Annotated in this window: 10 protein-coding genes and 1 pseudogene; 4 read left to right on the top strand and 7 right to left on the bottom strand. The window is 62.8% G+C overall.

What is annotated here, in order from left to right:
* Window positions 1-92: 92 nt before the first annotated feature.
* From N3J91_07280 to N3J91_07270, 3 genes and pseudogenes are all read right to left on the bottom strand, one after another.
* Window positions 93-1,586 (bottom strand): annotated as a pseudogene (locus tag N3J91_07280) (fumarate hydratase).
* A gap of 118 nt (window positions 1,587-1,704) precedes the next feature.
* Entirely contained in the window at window positions 1,705-2,634 is a 930-nt protein-coding gene (locus N3J91_07275) for an MBL fold metallo-hydrolase (GenBank protein MCX8156231.1), read from the bottom strand.
* A gap of 160 nt (window positions 2,635-2,794) precedes the next feature.
* A complete protein-coding gene (locus N3J91_07270; protein MCX8156230.1) occupies window positions 2,795-4,579 on the bottom strand; it encodes a glutamine--tRNA ligase/YqeY domain fusion protein in 1,785 nt (594 codons plus the stop codon).
* Window positions 4,580-4,967: 388 nt separating this feature from the next.
* On the opposite strand from N3J91_07270, the gene N3J91_07265 reads away from it, so the two are divergent.
* The 3 genes from N3J91_07265 to N3J91_07255 all read left to right on the top strand — a co-directional run bounded on the left by N3J91_07265 (window position 4,968) and on the right by N3J91_07255 (window position 10,314).
* On the top strand, window positions 4,968-6,818 hold the full coding sequence (locus N3J91_07265; protein ID MCX8156229.1) for a PAS domain S-box protein: 1,851 nt from the start codon (window positions 4,968-4,970) through the stop codon (window positions 6,816-6,818).
* Window positions 6,778-7,236, top strand: a complete 459-nt coding sequence (locus tag N3J91_07260; GenBank protein ID MCX8156228.1) for a response regulator — start codon at window positions 6,778-6,780, stop codon at window positions 7,234-7,236. The genes N3J91_07265 and N3J91_07260 overlap by 41 nt, the downstream gene beginning before the upstream one ends.
* Window positions 7,237-7,428: 192 nt before the next feature.
* On the top strand, window positions 7,429-10,314 hold the full coding sequence (locus N3J91_07255; protein ID MCX8156227.1) for a PAS domain S-box protein: 2,886 nt from the start codon (window positions 7,429-7,431) through the stop codon (window positions 10,312-10,314).
* Window positions 10,315-10,410: 96 nt separating this feature from the next.
* Here N3J91_07255 and N3J91_07250 read toward each other — a convergent pair whose 3' ends face one another.
* The 4 genes from N3J91_07250 to N3J91_07235 are packed head-to-tail and all read right to left on the bottom strand — an operon-like array spanning window position 10,411 to window position 13,990.
* A complete protein-coding gene (locus N3J91_07250; GenBank protein MCX8156226.1) occupies window positions 10,411-11,016 on the bottom strand; it encodes a hypothetical protein in 606 nt (201 codons plus the stop codon).
* A gap of 35 nt (window positions 11,017-11,051) precedes the next feature.
* Window positions 11,052-12,893 carry a hypothetical protein gene (locus N3J91_07245; protein MCX8156225.1) on the bottom strand — a complete coding sequence of 614 codons (1,842 nt, stop codon included), beginning with the start codon at window positions 12,891-12,893 and terminating at the stop codon, window positions 11,052-11,054.
* 9 nt (window positions 12,894-12,902) lie between these two features.
* Window positions 12,903-13,517, bottom strand: coding sequence for a prepilin-type N-terminal cleavage/methylation domain-containing protein (locus N3J91_07240; protein ID MCX8156224.1), 615 nt, complete (start codon window positions 13,515-13,517; stop codon window positions 12,903-12,905).
* 14 nt (window positions 13,518-13,531) lie between these two features.
* The gene (locus tag N3J91_07235; protein ID MCX8156223.1) at window positions 13,532-13,990 is read right to left on the bottom strand and encodes a hypothetical protein; all 459 of its coding nucleotides are present in this window, start codon (window positions 13,988-13,990) and stop codon (window positions 13,532-13,534) included.
* A gap of 584 nt (window positions 13,991-14,574) precedes the next feature.
* On the opposite strand from N3J91_07235, the gene N3J91_07230 reads away from it, so the two are divergent.
* Window positions 14,575-15,051 carry an MICOS complex subunit MIC60 gene (locus N3J91_07230; protein MCX8156222.1) on the top strand — a complete coding sequence of 159 codons (477 nt, stop codon included), beginning with the start codon at window positions 14,575-14,577 and terminating at the stop codon, window positions 15,049-15,051.
* Window positions 15,052-15,059 lie beyond the last annotated feature (8 nt).

Here is a 15,059-nt window from a genome sequence, read left to right as displayed (position 1 = left end):
CCTGCCCCTCAATGGCTTCTGCCGGAGAACCCATCCCGCAGCGGCGCCATTTTGGCCGGCATGTCCGCCGGCTGCACCGGTTTTCCCGGCCCTCATTTGGCGCCGCCCGCCAGCAGCGTCGCCAGGCGCGCCTTGCTCTCGGCAAACACGGCCTCGTGCAGCGATTGCCCGTGCGCGTCCATGGTCACCACGCACGGAAAATCCTGCACTTCAATCTCCCAAATCGCCTCCGGCGAGCCGAATTTTTCCATGAAAAACACGTTGCGCACGCCCACGATGCGCTCGGCCAGCACCTGCGCGGCGCCGCCCACCGCATGCAGATACACGCAGCCATATTCTTTGCAGGCGGCCTGCGTGCGCGGCCCCATGCCGCCCTTGCCAATGACACCGCGGATGCCGTGATCCCGCATGATCTGCCATTGGTACGGCTCCTCGCGCGCGCTGGTCGTCGGCCCCGCAGCCACCACCTTCCAGCGGCCTGCCTCGTCTTTGATCACCACCGGCCCGCAATGATAAATAATGCCGCCGCGCAGGCTCAGCCCCGGCGGCAGCGCCCCGCCCTCGTGCAAATACTTGTGCACGGCGTCGCGCCCGGTGAACAACACGCCATTGAGAGCCACCTCGTCGCCCACCTTCAGGGCGCGCACCGCTTTTTCGTCCAGGGGAGTCGTCAAGGAAATCATAAACCTGCCTGCCTTTCTATTTGCTCAATACAGCCACTGCTCAATCCGTCCATCCGCCGCCAGCTTCACGCCCTGCCGGCGGAAGGCCCAGCACATGTAACTGACACTCACAAAATACGAGGCCGGCACGCGGTTGATGGCGCAGGCCTTGACCCCCAAAAGTGTCGTTTTACCCCCAAAGCCCATCGGCCCGATCCCCAGCTCGTTGGCAATGCCCAGGATCTCCTGCTCAAACTGGTCCAGCACCGGATCCGGGTTGCGATCATCCAGCTTCCGCAGCAACTGCAGCTTGGAATGCTCATAGCCTGTCGCCCGGTCCCCGCCAATGCACACCCCCAGCACCCCCGGCCCGCAGCCCTTGCCCTGGGCCTGGAGCACGGCATCCAGCACGGCCCGCTTGCAGCCTTCCAGGTCCCGGTTGGCCTGGATGCTTTCATCGGGCAGCGAGTATTGCGCGCCCACATTCTCGCAGCCACCGCCCTTGAGCATCAGACGCACCACCACCTCCGGCTGCCGATGCTGATGAAAGTGCAGCGTCGGCGCGCCCGGCCCCAAATTGGTGCCGTCGTTCTTGCCGGTGATGGCGTCCACGGAGTTCTGCCGCAAGTACCCTTTTTTCGTGGCCTCCTTGACCGCCGCCCGCGCCGCCTCGGCAAACGCCAACTGGTCATAGCCCACCGGGCAATCCACATAAAACAACACGCTGCCGGTATCCTGGCACAGCGGCTGCGACTTGCGTTTGGCCAGCTCGATGTTCTGCTCAATGATGCGCATGGCCGAGGCGGCAATGGTGCCCTGTTTTTCCCGCTCCAGCGCCGCCATGATCGCCCGGTGCACATCCTCCGGCACTTCCGCGGAGGTGCGGCGAATCAGCTCCAACAAGGACTCTTGCAATACATTCATGACCTCACGCTAAAGGGCGCAAGCCCCCCTGTCAACCAGCGGCTCCCGCCACACCCCTCCCCGATCGCGGCCTCCACGGCGGCCGTTTCCGCGTTCTGGCCACCGCTGGCCCGCGGGGTTAGAACACCTCCGGCACGCCTTCCTCCAGAAATTTGATGTGCCGGCTCAAGCCGTTGTCGCGGGCCAGCTCCTTAAGCCAGCGGGGCGGCTCGTCCATGCTCTCGAAAGAAAGTTTGAAGGTGCCGTAGTGCATGGGAATCATCAGTTTGGCCCGCAAATCCTTGAACACCCGCAGTGCGTCATCCGGCCCCATGTGCACATGCCGGAACGATTCCGGGTAATAGGCCCCTATGGGCAGCAGCGCAATCTCCGGATGGCAGCGTTTTCCAATCTCCGTAAAGCCCTCGAAATAGGCGCTGTCGCCGGCGTGGTAAAGAGAGCGTCCCTGATGTTCAATGACAAAGCCGCCATAGCCGCGGTGATCATCGCCCAGCATCCGCGCCCCCCAGTGCCGCGCGGGCACAAAGGTAATCTTCAAATCGTTTTTGCAGAAGCTCTCCCACCATTCCAGCTCCAGCACCCGCGCAAACCGCAACCCCTCCGCCAGCCGGCCCACCCCCCACGGCATGATGCCCACCTTGGTGGGAGGCAGCTTGCGCAGGCTGGACTTGTGAAAATGATCAAAATGCGCGTGCGTGATCAGCACGAAATCCACCCGCGGCAAATCGCTGATTTTCAAACCCGCCCGCTTCAGGCGTTTCAGCACAAACAGCCAGTTGGCAAAATTGGGGTCTATCAGCAGGTTCACGTCCGTAAACTGCACCAGAAAACTGGCATGCCCAATCCACGTCAGCGCCATCTGCCCCGGCTGCAGTTTGGGAAAAGCCGGCGGCTTGTGATGCCCCACCCGCCGCGTCAGCCAGCCTTTCCACACCATTTCATGGAAAAATTTGTGCGGGCTGAAGTGCTTGGCGGGCGTCAGGTCCTTGAATGACCTGGGCAGCCGCCGCTTCTTCGTTTCGGTGGGCCTGGAAGCCGGTTTGGTCATGGCATGTTTAAGACCCGCAGTAACACCCGGCGTTCAATCTAATGCCGGGTCCGGCGGCGGGCAACGCGCATTTGCGGCCCGTCGGGGGCGCGCCCGCCTCCGGCCGGGCGTGGCTGCCGCCCGCATTCCCCGGCCCCCTGCTGAGCCGGGCAGGCGCCCCTCAGCGGGCGCCTTTCTTCAACTCTTTGCTCCAGGTATCTTTGAGCGTGATGATGCGGTTGAACACCAGCCGGCCCGGCGCGCTGTCCCCATCCAGGCAGAAATACGCCAGCCGCTCCAGTTGATACCGCTCCTCCGGCCGGGCCTGGGCCATCGCCGGCTCCAACTGCGCCTGCACCACCTGCAGCGAATCAGGATTCAGGTACTGTTTGAAGTCACCCTCGGCTGCGTCCGGCTCCGGCACGGTGAAAAGCCGGTCATACAACCGCATTTCCGCAGGCACGGCATGCGGGGCGCTCACCCAGTGAATGGCCGCCTTGACCTTGCGCCCAGCGGTGGGGCCGCCGGCCTTGCTGCCCAAATCCGCCGTGCACCGCAGCTCCACCACGCGCCCCTGGGCGTCCTTGATGACTTCCTCGCATTTAATGATGTAAGCATACTTCAACCGCACCTCGCCGCCCGGCTGGAGCCGGAAATATTTGGGCGGCGGGTTTTCCATGAAATCCTCCTGCTCAATGTACAACTCCCGGGAGAAGGGCACCTGCCGCGTGCCGGCGGCCGGATCTTCGGGATTGTTCACCGCCTCCACCATCTCCGTCTGGCCGGCGGGGTAATTGGTCAACACCACCTTCAAAGGGCGCAGCACCCCCAGCCGGCGCAGGGCCACCCGGTTGAGATCATCCCGAATGGCATGCTCCAGCACCGCCACATCTGTCAGGCCGTTGTATTTGGTGACGCCAATCATCTGGCAAAAATTGCGAATGGCCGCCGGCGTAATGCCGCGCCGCCGCAGCCCGGCCAGCGTGGGCAGGCGCGGATCATCCCAGCCGTTGACCAGCCGATCCCGCACCAGTTGCAACAGCTTGCGCTTGCTCATCACCGTGTAACTGAGATTCAGTCGCGCAAACTCGTATTGCCGCGGCCGCGGCTGGGGCACCGGCAGGTGCTCCAAAATCCAGTCGTACAACGGGCGGTGCACCTCAAATTCCAGCGTGCAGATGGAATGCGTGATCCCCTCGATGCTGTCGCTCAGACAATGCGCATAATCATACATCGGATAAATGCACCATTGATCCCCGGTATGATGATGCTCGGCATGGCGGATGCGGTACAGCACCGGATCTCGCAGCCAGATGTTGGGCGAGCTCATGTCAATCTTGGCCCGCAACGTCCGGCTCCCATCGGGAAATTCCCCGGCCTTCATGCGCTGGAACAAGTCCAGATTTTCCGCCACCGACCGGTTGCGATAGGGGCTTTCCCGGCCGGGCCGGTCCGGTGCGCCGCGGTAGGCATCCACCTCTTCCGGCGTCAAATCACACACATAAGCCAAACCTTTTTGGATGAGGATCAGCGCGTACTCGTAAAGCTGCTGAAAGTAATCCGAAGCATAAAACGGCTCCAACGCCTGCGGCTCCTCGGCCGTCTGCTTGAGCACAGAGCGCCCGGAGGTGTCCCCCTTGCGCTTGTACCCCAACACATGATCCGCCCACCCCGAGATCAGCCAGTCCACATCCGCCTGGATGGATTCCACATACTCCACCTCCTCCTTGGTGGGGTTGGTATCGTCCATGCGCAGATGGCACACGCCGCCAAACTCCCGCGCAATCCCAAAGTTCAGGCAGATGGACTTGGCATGGCCAATGTGCAGATACCCATTCGGCTCGGGCGGAAAGCGGGTTACGATCCGCTGGTGCCGTCCTGCCGCCACATCGGCCGCCACAATCTCCCGAATAAAGTCGCCCGGACCGCGCTCCGGCCCGGCCGCTGCATTGCCGTCACTCGTCATAAACGCCATAGCATCCCCAAGCCCGCCCCGAATTTCAAGCTTGCAGCGGAAGGGGAGCGGTCTTATTTATGCTACCCTGAAAGCCGGGGCCATCGGATTTCCCCTCCCCCCAGCCGGCCAGGATGGGGAGGATGGATAAGGTGACTCCGCCAGAGCAGTTTGCCATGCGCAAACACAGGCCAGAGGATGTTGTCCGCCTTGGGGAGCTGCGAGACCCAAGCCCACCCGTGGGGTGTTCTGCCCCCCGGCCAGGCCATGGGCCGCAAAGAAAACACCTTTTGCCTCCGCGGCAGGCGGCCAGGCATAACTCAAGCCCGGCAATCGTATATACTAATAGTGGGAGCCTTGTGTGGGGCAGAAGTTAAGCATTAATCGAAAGTTGACGCTGGTGCTGTGGGGAGCCAGCCTGGTCATGTTGACCAGTGGCTCCGGCATGTGGTGGTGGCACCACCACACCACCCCGCGCCGGATGGAGGCCGCCCTGGAGCCGTATGCCCAACTCCTGGGCGCCAGCCTGCCCGCGCTCGTCACCCTGCGGGCCACCAACCAAATCACCGAGCTGTTGGGCGCCTTGCGGGCCGCCCCACCGGTGCTGGAGGCCACTGTCACCGACCCGGAGGGGCAGCTCCTGGCTGTTTACCGCCAGGACGTCCAGGCACCCCCGCGGCCCCTCTGCTCCGCCACCGAAGGCATTTACCTGGCCAACGGCGAGGTGGAACTGATCCGCGCCATTCGCGTGGACGGCCAGGAAGTGGGCCGTTTGCATCTTCATTCACGCCCTCTGCTCCTGGACCGCGAAGCCCGGGGATACGCCCTTAGTCTGGTGGGCATGGGCGCCTTGTTGCTGGGGTTGACGTACTGGCAAACCCGCCAGGTCCGCCGCGCCGTGGCCCGGCCCGTCGAAGCCCTCACCGCCAAAGTGGATCACATCATCGGCCAACTGGGCCTGCAACCCGACGCCGAAACCGCTCCCAAGGACGAATTGGAACGGCTGGACGCGCACTTCGAGCAAATGCGCCTGGCCCTGGACCGCCATCAAAGTGCTCTCCAAAAAACCAACGAATTCCTCCAGGCCGTCCTGGATAATGCCGCCCACCCCATCATCAGCGTGGACGCCCAGGGCACCATCACCTCCTTCAACCCCGCCGCCGAACGCCTGCTCGGCTACCCCGCCGCGGAAGTCGTCGGCCGCCGTACCCCGCTGCTTTTCCACGATCCAGCGGAATTAAAACAACGGGCTGAAGAACTCACCACCCTGACCGGCCAGCCCGTGCCGGCCACCATGGAAGTCTTCTGGTGCCTGCCCCGGCGCGGCCAGACTGATGAACGGGAATGGACCTATCTTTGCCGCGACGGACGCCGCGTCCCCGTCTGGTTGTGTGTCTCCGCCCTGCACGATGCCCAGGGCCGGTTGCGCGGTTACGTGGGGCTGGCCGAGGACCTCACCCAGCGCAAGGCGCAAGAACTTGAGCTGCGCCGCAAAAACGAGGAAATGGAACGGTTCATTTACACCGTCTCCCATGACCTCAAAAGCCCCCTCGTCACCATCAAAGGCTTTGCCGGCGAGCTGCTTCGCGCCCTGGAGGAACGCCGCTATGAGCATCTGGCCGAGGACCTGCAGCGGGTCATGGCCGCCACAGACAAAATGAGCGAGCTCCTCAACGACCTCCTCGAGCTCTCACGCGTGGGCCGCGTTCTTTACCCGCCCACCGAAGTGCCCCTGGCCCAGGTGGCCCGCGAAGCCTTGAACCTCCTGGAAAGCCCCGTGCGCGAAAAGCGCGTCGAGGTGCTCATCCAGCCCGATTTGCCCGTGGTCCAGGGTGACCGCCGCCGCCTCTTCGAGGTGTACCTCAACCTCCTGGAAAACGCCGTCAAATTCATGGGCCCCCAACTCCGCCCCCGCATCCTCGTTGGCTGGCAGTCTCACAACGGCGAGCCGGTGTTCTTCGTGGAAGACAACGGCATCGGCGTGCCGCGCCCCTACCAGGAAACCATCTTCGGCCTGTTTAACAAACTGGATCAGGACAGCCCCGGCACCGGGCTGGGTCTGGCCATTGTGCGCCGCATCATCGAGATGCATGGCGGCCGCATCTGGGTGGAAAGCGAGGGCCGCGGACACGGCAGCCGGTTTTGCTTTACTTTGGGCCCCAAAGCCCTAAGCTTGCCCCCGCAGCCTGCTAGCAGCACAGCCATGTGTGATGAAAGCGCCAGCACTCCTCATCCTGTTGGTGGAGGATAACGCCGACCACGCCGAGCTGGTCCGCCGCAATCTTGCCCGCCACAATCCTGCCCACCGGCTGGTGCACCTCCGCGATGGGGAGACCGCCTTGGACTACCTCTTTCACCGCGGCATGTTTGCTCCGCCCAAGGCGCCCCCGCCCCCGCATTTAATTTTGCTGGATTTGCGCCTGCCCAAGCTCGATGGCCTCGAAGTCCTGCGCCAGGTCAAACAGCACCCCCACCTGCACCTCATCCCCGTCGTCGTGCTGACCACGTCCGACGCCGAGCGCGACCTCTTCCAGGCCTACGATTGCCACGCCAACAGCTACCTGGCCAAGCCGCTGGATTATGGCGCCTTTCGCGGCCTCCTGGAAACTTTTGGACGCTACTGGCTCGGCTGCAACCGCTATCCCTGGCCCGAGACCCGCGCCCCCTAGGCGTCTATGGCTTTGTTTCCAATCCAACAGGCGTCCGTTCACTACCCCGGTCTTCGGGCTGGCCGCAAAACCGCCCCCGGCCGGCGGCCACTGCTTGCACCTGACCTGGGCCGCCTCGTTCAGCAGGAGATCCCCACCCGCTTTTGCCATCCCCAAGCCTGCCCGGCAGCCCGCCTTTGACCCTTTCACATCATGCCGCGCCGTATTCTCATTGTTGAAGATGATGCCGCCCATGCGGAGCTGATGCGCCGCGCCCTGCGCACCGCGGGAGAGGACTTCGAGCTGGCCTTCGCCAGCACCCTCAGCGAAGCCCTCCTCCAAATCCAAAAAAAACTGCCCGACCTCATCATCGCCGATCGCCGCCTCCCTGACGGCCTCGGCGATGAACTCCTGGGCCAGTGCGGCTTTCGCGTCCCTGTCGTCCTCCTCACCGCCTTCGGCAACGAGCGCGAAGCCGTGGAAGCCGTCAAGGCCGGCGCCATGGACTACCTGGCCAAATCCCCCGAAACCTTCGCCAACCTCCCGCATCTGGTTCACCGCGCCTTGCGCGAATGGGGCTACCTTCAGGACAAACGCCACGCCGAGGAACAAATGCGCCGCGCCCTCGAGCGCATGCAGCGCCAGCAGCAGGCCATCGGCCGCCTGGCCACCCACCCCGCCGTGGCCGAGGGCAACCTCGAAAACCTCGCCCGCCTGATCACTGAAACCGGTGCCGCCGTGCTCGAAGTGGAGCGGGTCAGTGTCTGGTTCCTTGACCCCACCGGCCGGGAGCTCCGCTGCCACGACCTCTATGAACGCAGCTTCAACCGCCACACCAGCGGAACGGTTTTCGGCCCGGCCGAGTTTGCCCCCGAAGTCGCGGCCCTGAGCACCGAGGCCTACGTCTGCGCCCCCGATGTCCTCACCGACCCCCGCCTGGCCGGTTACGTGGACACCTACTTCAAACCCCTGGGCATCGTCTCCCTCCTGGATGTGGCCATCCGGCGGGAAGGCCAGACGGCCGGCATCCTCTGCTGTGAGAGCGTTGGGGAATCACGCGCCTGGGAGGCCGATGAACGGGCCTTTGCCATGCAACTGGCCGACCAGGTCGCCCTGGCCCTCGCCAACCAGGCCCGTCTCACCACCGAACTGGCCCTCCGCCAGAGCGAGGAGCGCTTCCGCCGCATGGTCGAGACCGCCCACGAGGGCATCTGGGTCATGGATGCCGATGAACGCACCGTCTTTGTCAATCGCCGCATCGCCGACATGCTCGGTTACACCCCGGAAGACATTCTCGGCCGCCCCGTCAAATCCTTCCTCCGCCCGGAAGACCACCCCTTTCACGATCGCCAGATGGAGCTGCGCCGCCTCGGACGCTCCAGCCATTACGAATGCTGGGTCCGCCATGCCAACGGCGGCTGGCGCTGGATGGACGTCTCCGCCAGTCCCGTCTTCGACGGCCAGGGACGCTTTGCCGGCGCCTTTGCCATGCTCCAGGATGCCACTGAACGCCGCCAGGCCCACGACCGCCTCCGCGAGTCCGAGTCCTTCTTCCGCGCCGTTTGGGAAAGCGCCCGCGAAGGGTTTCGCCTGACTGATGACCAGGGCCGCATCCTCATGGTCAACGAGGCCTTCTGCCAGATGTTTGGCAAGCCGCGCAGTGAATGGATTAATCACTCCCTGGCCGAACAATACGCCCCCGAAATAGGCCCGCGCGTGCTGGAAAAATACCAGGAACGTTATGCCCAGCGCACCCTGGAAGGCCTCTATGAAAAAGAGCTCACCTTGTGGGACGGGCGCAAAGTCTGGCTCGCCGTGGCCCATACGTGGCTGGACATCGAAAGCACCTCCCCCCGCGTCCTCAGCTCCTTCCGTGATGTCACCGCCAGCAAACTCGCCGAGCAGGAACGCCTCCACATGGAGCGCAAACTCCTGCAAACCCAAAAACTTGAAAGCCTCGGCGTCCTGGCCGGCGGCATCGCGCACGAGTTCAACAACATCCTCACCGCCATCCTCGGCAACATCACCATGGCCCGTGACAGCCTCTCCGATGCCACCGTCCTCCCTCAATGCCTGAAGGACGCCGAAGAGGCCACCCAGCGCGCCGCCGCCCTCTCCCGCCAGATGCTCGCCTATACCGGCCGCGCCCCCTTGTCCATGTCCGAAGTGCATCTGAGCCATCTGATGCGGGACCAGGCCATGTTTCTCCGGGCCTCCATCGGCCGCCACATTGATGTGCAATTTGCGCTGGAGGATGATCTCCCCCTCGTCCAGGCCGACGCCACCCAGGTCCACCAGATCACCGTCAACCTCGTCACCAACGCCGCCGAGGCCATCGGCCAACGCCCCGGCCAAATCGTCATCCGCACCGGTCAAACCGTCTGCGATGATGCCCTCCTCTCCCGCTCCCGCACCATCGAGCGGCCGCCCCCCGGCCCCTATGTCTTTCTGGAGGTGCAGGACAGTGGCGAGGGCATGACCCCTGAGGTCCTGGAGCGGCTCTTTGATCCCTTCTTTACCACCAAATTCCATGGCCGCGGCCTCGGCATGGCCGTCGTTCTCGGCCTCGTCCGCAGCCTTAAAGGCGCCATCACCGTGGACAGCCAGCCCGGCGCCGGCGCCACCGTGCGCGTGTACCTGCCCGTCAGCCGCGGCAGCCGCCCGGCACCCCTGGAAGCCGCCCCCACCCCGGCGCCTGTGCCGGCAACCAAACCGGCCCCTGCCCCCAAGGGCACCATCTTGGTTGTGGACGATGAGCCCAGCGTGCTCGCCACCGCCGCCCGCCTGATCCAACGCGGCGGCTACCGTGTCCTCATGGCTGCCGACGGCCCCACCGCCATCCAACAAATGACCACCCATGCCCAGGAAATCCAGTGTGCCGTCGTGGACCTTACCATGCCCCAAATGGACGGACTGACCACCAGCCGCGAGCTGCGCAAAATCAATCCCAATCTCCGGATCCTGCTCTCCAGCGGCTACGATGCCCAGGAAACCCGTAAAAAAGCCGCCGGTTTCCCCATTCACGGCTTCCTTAACAAGCCGTATCAAATGCGCGATTTGCTGGGCAAACTCGACGAAATTTGCCAGCCCCCCGGCTGACCCCGGGAAACCCTGCGCTCCCCCCCCTCCCTGGCCCGGGGCCTTGCTGCCCCGGAGTTCAGCGGCACTCCGCCCGCCGCCCCCGATAGGCGCCGATCACCGGCTAACCTGGGAGAGTTCCTGCAGTTTTCTGACCTCCAGCGAATTCAACAACTCAATGAAAAAGGGATGTTTTTTTGCCAGGTTGTTGGACGTCGTCAACACCAGCTCCAAATGACATTCCGGCAGCGTCACCCACACCACCCGGCCCTGATAACGGCGCGCCCCCTGCACAAAATTGAAATCGAGGCTCTTGCCCACCCGGCCGGCGGCCGGATATTCCCCCTCGGCCGTGATTTCCGCCCCGGCGGCAATCCCCGCCACCACCGCCTTCAGCTCCGGCGCGGGCGGCAGCACCGCCGGCGCATTGGTGTTTTCCCGCCGCGGCAGCACCAGCCGCAGCCGAATCTGCGCATCCGCGGTGGGGGACTCCAATAAGAGCACCCGCTGCCCGGCATCGGCCGAGGCTTTCCATCCGGCCGGCGGCTGAAATGCCAGCCGCAATCCTTCGCACAACAAGGCCCGCCGGTACATCACCGTGCCGTACTCCGGGCAGACCGTCTGCTCCGTCACAATCTGGAACGCCGGGCCAGGCTCCGCCGCCGGGAGAGCCAACACTGCCGCTCCCAGCGCGGCGCCCAGCAGCGCATAAAACTTTTTCATATCGAGGGCTGAGGTCAGTTGAATCGTCGTGTGGTTTATCCTGCAGAGCCTGGCCGCTTGGGCGTGGCCAGTTTCCATGAGCCGCGAATCAATGTGCTCACAGAAGGAGTCCCCGGTGGCAGCTTCTTGGCGTCCATAAAATTCAAGTCAAAGGCCCAGTTCCGCGCCGGAGGATCATACACCCCGGACAACCCCCATCGCGCGGTGGCATACTGGCTGGGAAACAACACCACCATGGAACCGTTGTAGGTAAATGTGCGCTTGCCGCTGCTCGGATTCCAGTCCTCCAGAAACCGCGGGAAATTCTCCACCCCCCCGCTGTAACTGTTGTAGGTGAGGGTCTCCACAATCCCGGCCAGAAACGCCGCATTCACCGTGGTATGCTCCGCCGGCCGGCTGTCCAGGCTGCTGGTGCTCCGGTCATCCCGCCACGCCGTGGAAAGCACGGTGATCGCATCCCCCAGCAATGCCGCCGGCGCGGTGCCCACCGTATTGGTGCTGCCCAGGTTCGAGGTGTTGGGCGCATTGTAATGCCCCAGCACGTACATCGGCCGGTCCGTCGCCACCGTCAGCCCGCGCGTCGGCAGCGTCCGGCCATTGACCATCCGCACCGCCCCCAGTTGCGTGCTCGGATTGACACTGCGCGTCCGTTTGTCCTCCACGTAGATGATGGTGACGTCCCGCCCCAGCGCCGAGGTCAGCGCCGTGTTGGTCCGCATCCGCCCCACATCAATATCAATGGGCAGCACCCGCTTCCCTTCGCGGGAGTCGTAAAAGGAGTTGGTGGCCGCATTGTTCGGCGCCACGTTAACAAAGGTCTGCAACACCGACGGCCCCACCGTGGCGGCCCCGCCGGGGGACAACGGCCCCGTCTTGCCCGCCAGGATGATGTTGGTGGTGAAGGAGTAGTTGGTGGTGAACTGCCACACACCCCCCACCCGGTTGCTGGTGACGCCGGTGATGTTGGTGATCACCGTGTCGCTCACCGTCAAAATCAGATCGGCTTTGTTGTAAAACCGTTGCTTGCCCATCAGCGAATTGGGATCCTCGCCCGTGGGCGGCACCTCCAGAATGGCCCGCACCGCCTCCGGCGAATTGTTCGTCCCAATGGGCAGATTCAAGCTCGACACCCCGGAGTCATGCGCCCCGCGATACGTCACCGTCCCGCTGGGCGCGCCCCGGCTGTCCCCCGGCGCCCGGCCCCACCGGATGTTGCCCACCGAGGTCACGTCCGTCCAGAACGTCAGGGCATTGTCCGGGCATACATACAAATCCCGGTTGGAATGCACCCGGCCGGTCACATTGAACGGCTGGCCGCAACTGATCTCCATCGTCAGCCCGTAGAAAATCGCAAATTGAAACACCGGAATCGTGGCCACCTGCACGTTCTGCTCCACCGCCACCGTGATGTCATTCAAGGCATCCGTCCGCCGCGCGTTGCACAGCACCCGGTAACTGGCCGCCAGCCCGTACAAGCCCTGATATTGCGACTGCAGCGGCGTGAATCCCCACGCCTGCGTGTTCTCCACCGTCATCCGGTTGGGTGTCCCGTTCACATCCCCAAACAAATACCGCGACCAGGCGGCATTCTCCGCCGCGTTGGGCACCATCCCCCGGTACAATTCCAGGTTGTTATACACCCGCGCCTCGTCCCCCCGCTTGAAATCAACGATCATCCGGCTCAACACCTTCTCCGTGGCCGCCTCCGCCGCCAGCAGTGTCTCCTGGTATTGATTGTGCCGCGCCGTCAACCGCGAGTTGGTGCTGCTCCATTCCATGGCGCCCGACAGCGCCACCATGGCCAGCCCGCCAAACAGCATCGTCATGACCAGCGCATAACCGTCCTGACGTACCAAAGATGCTTGGGGCAGTCTCACAAATCCTCCTTATTCCAGCGTGCGCCGCGTGGCGCGGGTGGTCAGCCGATAATAATCAAAATACGCCCCCGGCGTGCCGATCGGCGTAATCGGGTATTGCACCTGGTAAAACTGCAGGTCCACCGCAATCACCCGGTTATTGAAATAATTGCTCAGCACGTTGCCCTGATAATCCTGCGCCGTGAACACCAGATTGTTGGTGACGTATTCCGCAATCACCAGCGGCCGCGCATCGTCATGGTCTATCCGCAACAGCCGCGTCGTGGCGGCATCCACATAATAACGCACCCACGTGTTGGTGTTCAGCGTGGGATGAATCATCAACGCATTGCCGCGCTGCGGGAATCCTTCCTCAATCTGCGTGAAAGAGGTGGCGCTCCCCATGCCCACCTGCACCCGCCGCGCCGAGCGTATCTCCTCCAGCAGCCGGCTCAACGCCGAACGCGCCGCATCACTGGCCCCCAGCTTGGCGCGGGTCAGCCCGTACAACTTCAACCCCGCCACATGCCCATAAATCACCCCCGCCATCACAATCATCACCAGCGACATCGTCACCATCAGCTCCGTGAGCGTGAAGGCGCGGCGCCACCGCGGCAGGGAATGCTGGAAGTAACGTCTTTTCATGGGCAAGCCACCTCTCAACTGTCCGGGGCCCGGTAGGTCACCACCGTGTTGGTGTAATTCCGCCGCCCCTTGAAATTCCACACACACTGCACCACCACGCACTTGGTGGGCGGATCACTGCTCACCTCCGTGATCGTGGTGAAATTGGTGGCATACACTATGTTTGTCCCCGACACCGGAATGTCCAGGATGTTCACCTCCGGCGGGAAATTCGAAGCCACCAACTGATCAATCGCCGGGCTGGCCTCCGGATCCCACTTGCACGAGCGCGCCTGCTCGATCCGCTGCAGCGCCAAACTCTGCGCCGCCAGCGAGTAGGCATTCCACTCCGCCCGCGTGGCCGTCCCCAGATAACCATATACAATGCTCCCCATGATGAGCACCGATATGGACATCGCAATCAACACCTCCGCCAAGGTAAAGGCTGCCGAAAAAGGCTTGCGGTAACTACCTATGGGTCTGCTGGCGGTCATTGTGACTCTAGGATTTTAGGTAACTACGTACCTATCCTCAATAGAGCAATGAGTATGCCAAGTCAAGTTATATTTCTCTAATGATTTTTAATTTGCCACAAAAAACTCATATCCTGTTGTTTAACAATGGGTTACAAATAAACTCCTTTCTCCTCCACCTGGCTCTCAATCCTCACTTAACTTCCCGCCAGTCTTCTAAAAAATGCAAATATGCACCTCGCGGACCTTCTCTGTCCCGCTTGTGGCTGGATTTGTCTTGGAATGATACACGTCCGATATCCGCGATGCCGAAGGATGCCTTGCCCGCCCGTGACTTTCCCCCGGTTGTTTAACCGCCATGGGGGAGTTCACTGGCTCCATCGCCCGATTCGACCCCGGCTGGCCCAGTCCTGGCCGCATGAAGTCCGGCCCATCGCGGCTCCATGGCTCCACATTACCCTGTCTCATAGGGCTGAAAAAATGATACGAAAGGCTTGCGTGGGCATGTCCAAGAAATTAGGTTGGTGGGTGGGGATGTGGTACTCAGACTGCTTTTAGCATTAGTGAAACTTTTGCTAACGCATCTGCCTGCCACATAAGATAACATGAAATCTGGTTCCAGCATGGCCGTGTGGGTGATTGCGGCTATCGTCCTGTGTCAGGGACGAGTGCCCGCCGCCGCGCCCGAAGTGCCCCCCGGCCAGGAGAAAAAATTGCTCCAGGAACGGCCGGTGGTCATCCCCCGCAACACCCCGCAAAATCCCGCCGAAAAACCCGAGCGCAAGGGGCGTCCCGACAAAACCCAACCGGCGGACATCAAAGAAATGATCGCCGCCTTTCAGGCCGCACGGGAGCAATTCCTGCGCGAACAGGAAGCCGTGCGCCGCGCCTACCAAACCGCCACCCCCGAACAGCGGGAACAACTGCGGGAACAACTGCGCGAAAGTCTTGAACGCTGGCGGGAAATCCAACGCGAATTGCTGAAGGAACAAAGGGACCGCGCCCAGGACATGAAACGTGAACTGCAGGCCGACTTGGGGAAAATAGTGGATGAGGCCAAAGGTGAGGGGCGAGGCCGATAACCATAGCG

The organism is Verrucomicrobiia bacterium, from assembly GCA_026414565.1.
Classification (GTDB): Bacteria; Verrucomicrobiota; Verrucomicrobiia; order Limisphaerales; family Fontisphaeraceae; genus Fontisphaera.
The sequence above is the reverse complement of the archived record's forward strand: the minus strand, read 5'-3'. Positions and strand labels throughout refer to the sequence as shown.

Bases quoted from the DNA above. Each gene is read 5' to 3' on its own strand.
- N3J91_07250 (MCX8156226.1), bottom strand. From the start codon at position 11,016: ATGAAAAAGTTTTATGCGCTGCTGGGCGCCGCGCTGGGAGCGGCAGTG.
- N3J91_07235 (MCX8156223.1), bottom strand. From the start codon at position 13,990: ATGACCGCCAGCAGACCCATAGGTAGTTACCGCAAGCCTTTTTCGGCA.
- N3J91_07275 (MCX8156231.1), bottom strand. From the start codon at position 2,634: ATGACCAAACCGGCTTCCAGGCCCACCGAAACGAAGAAGCGGCGGCTG.
- N3J91_07270 (MCX8156230.1), bottom strand. From the start codon at position 4,579: ATGACGAGTGACGGCAATGCAGCGGCCGGGCCGGAGCGCGGTCCGGGC.
- N3J91_07230 (MCX8156222.1), top strand. From the start codon at position 14,575: ATGAAATCTGGTTCCAGCATGGCCGTGTGGGTGATTGCGGCTATCGTC.
- N3J91_07260 (MCX8156228.1), top strand. From the start codon at position 6,778: ATGAAAGCGCCAGCACTCCTCATCCTGTTGGTGGAGGATAACGCCGAC.
- N3J91_07240 (MCX8156224.1), bottom strand. From the start codon at position 13,517: ATGAAAAGACGTTACTTCCAGCATTCCCTGCCGCGGTGGCGCCGCGCC.
- N3J91_07255 (MCX8156227.1), top strand. From the start codon at position 7,429: ATGCCGCGCCGTATTCTCATTGTTGAAGATGATGCCGCCCATGCGGAG.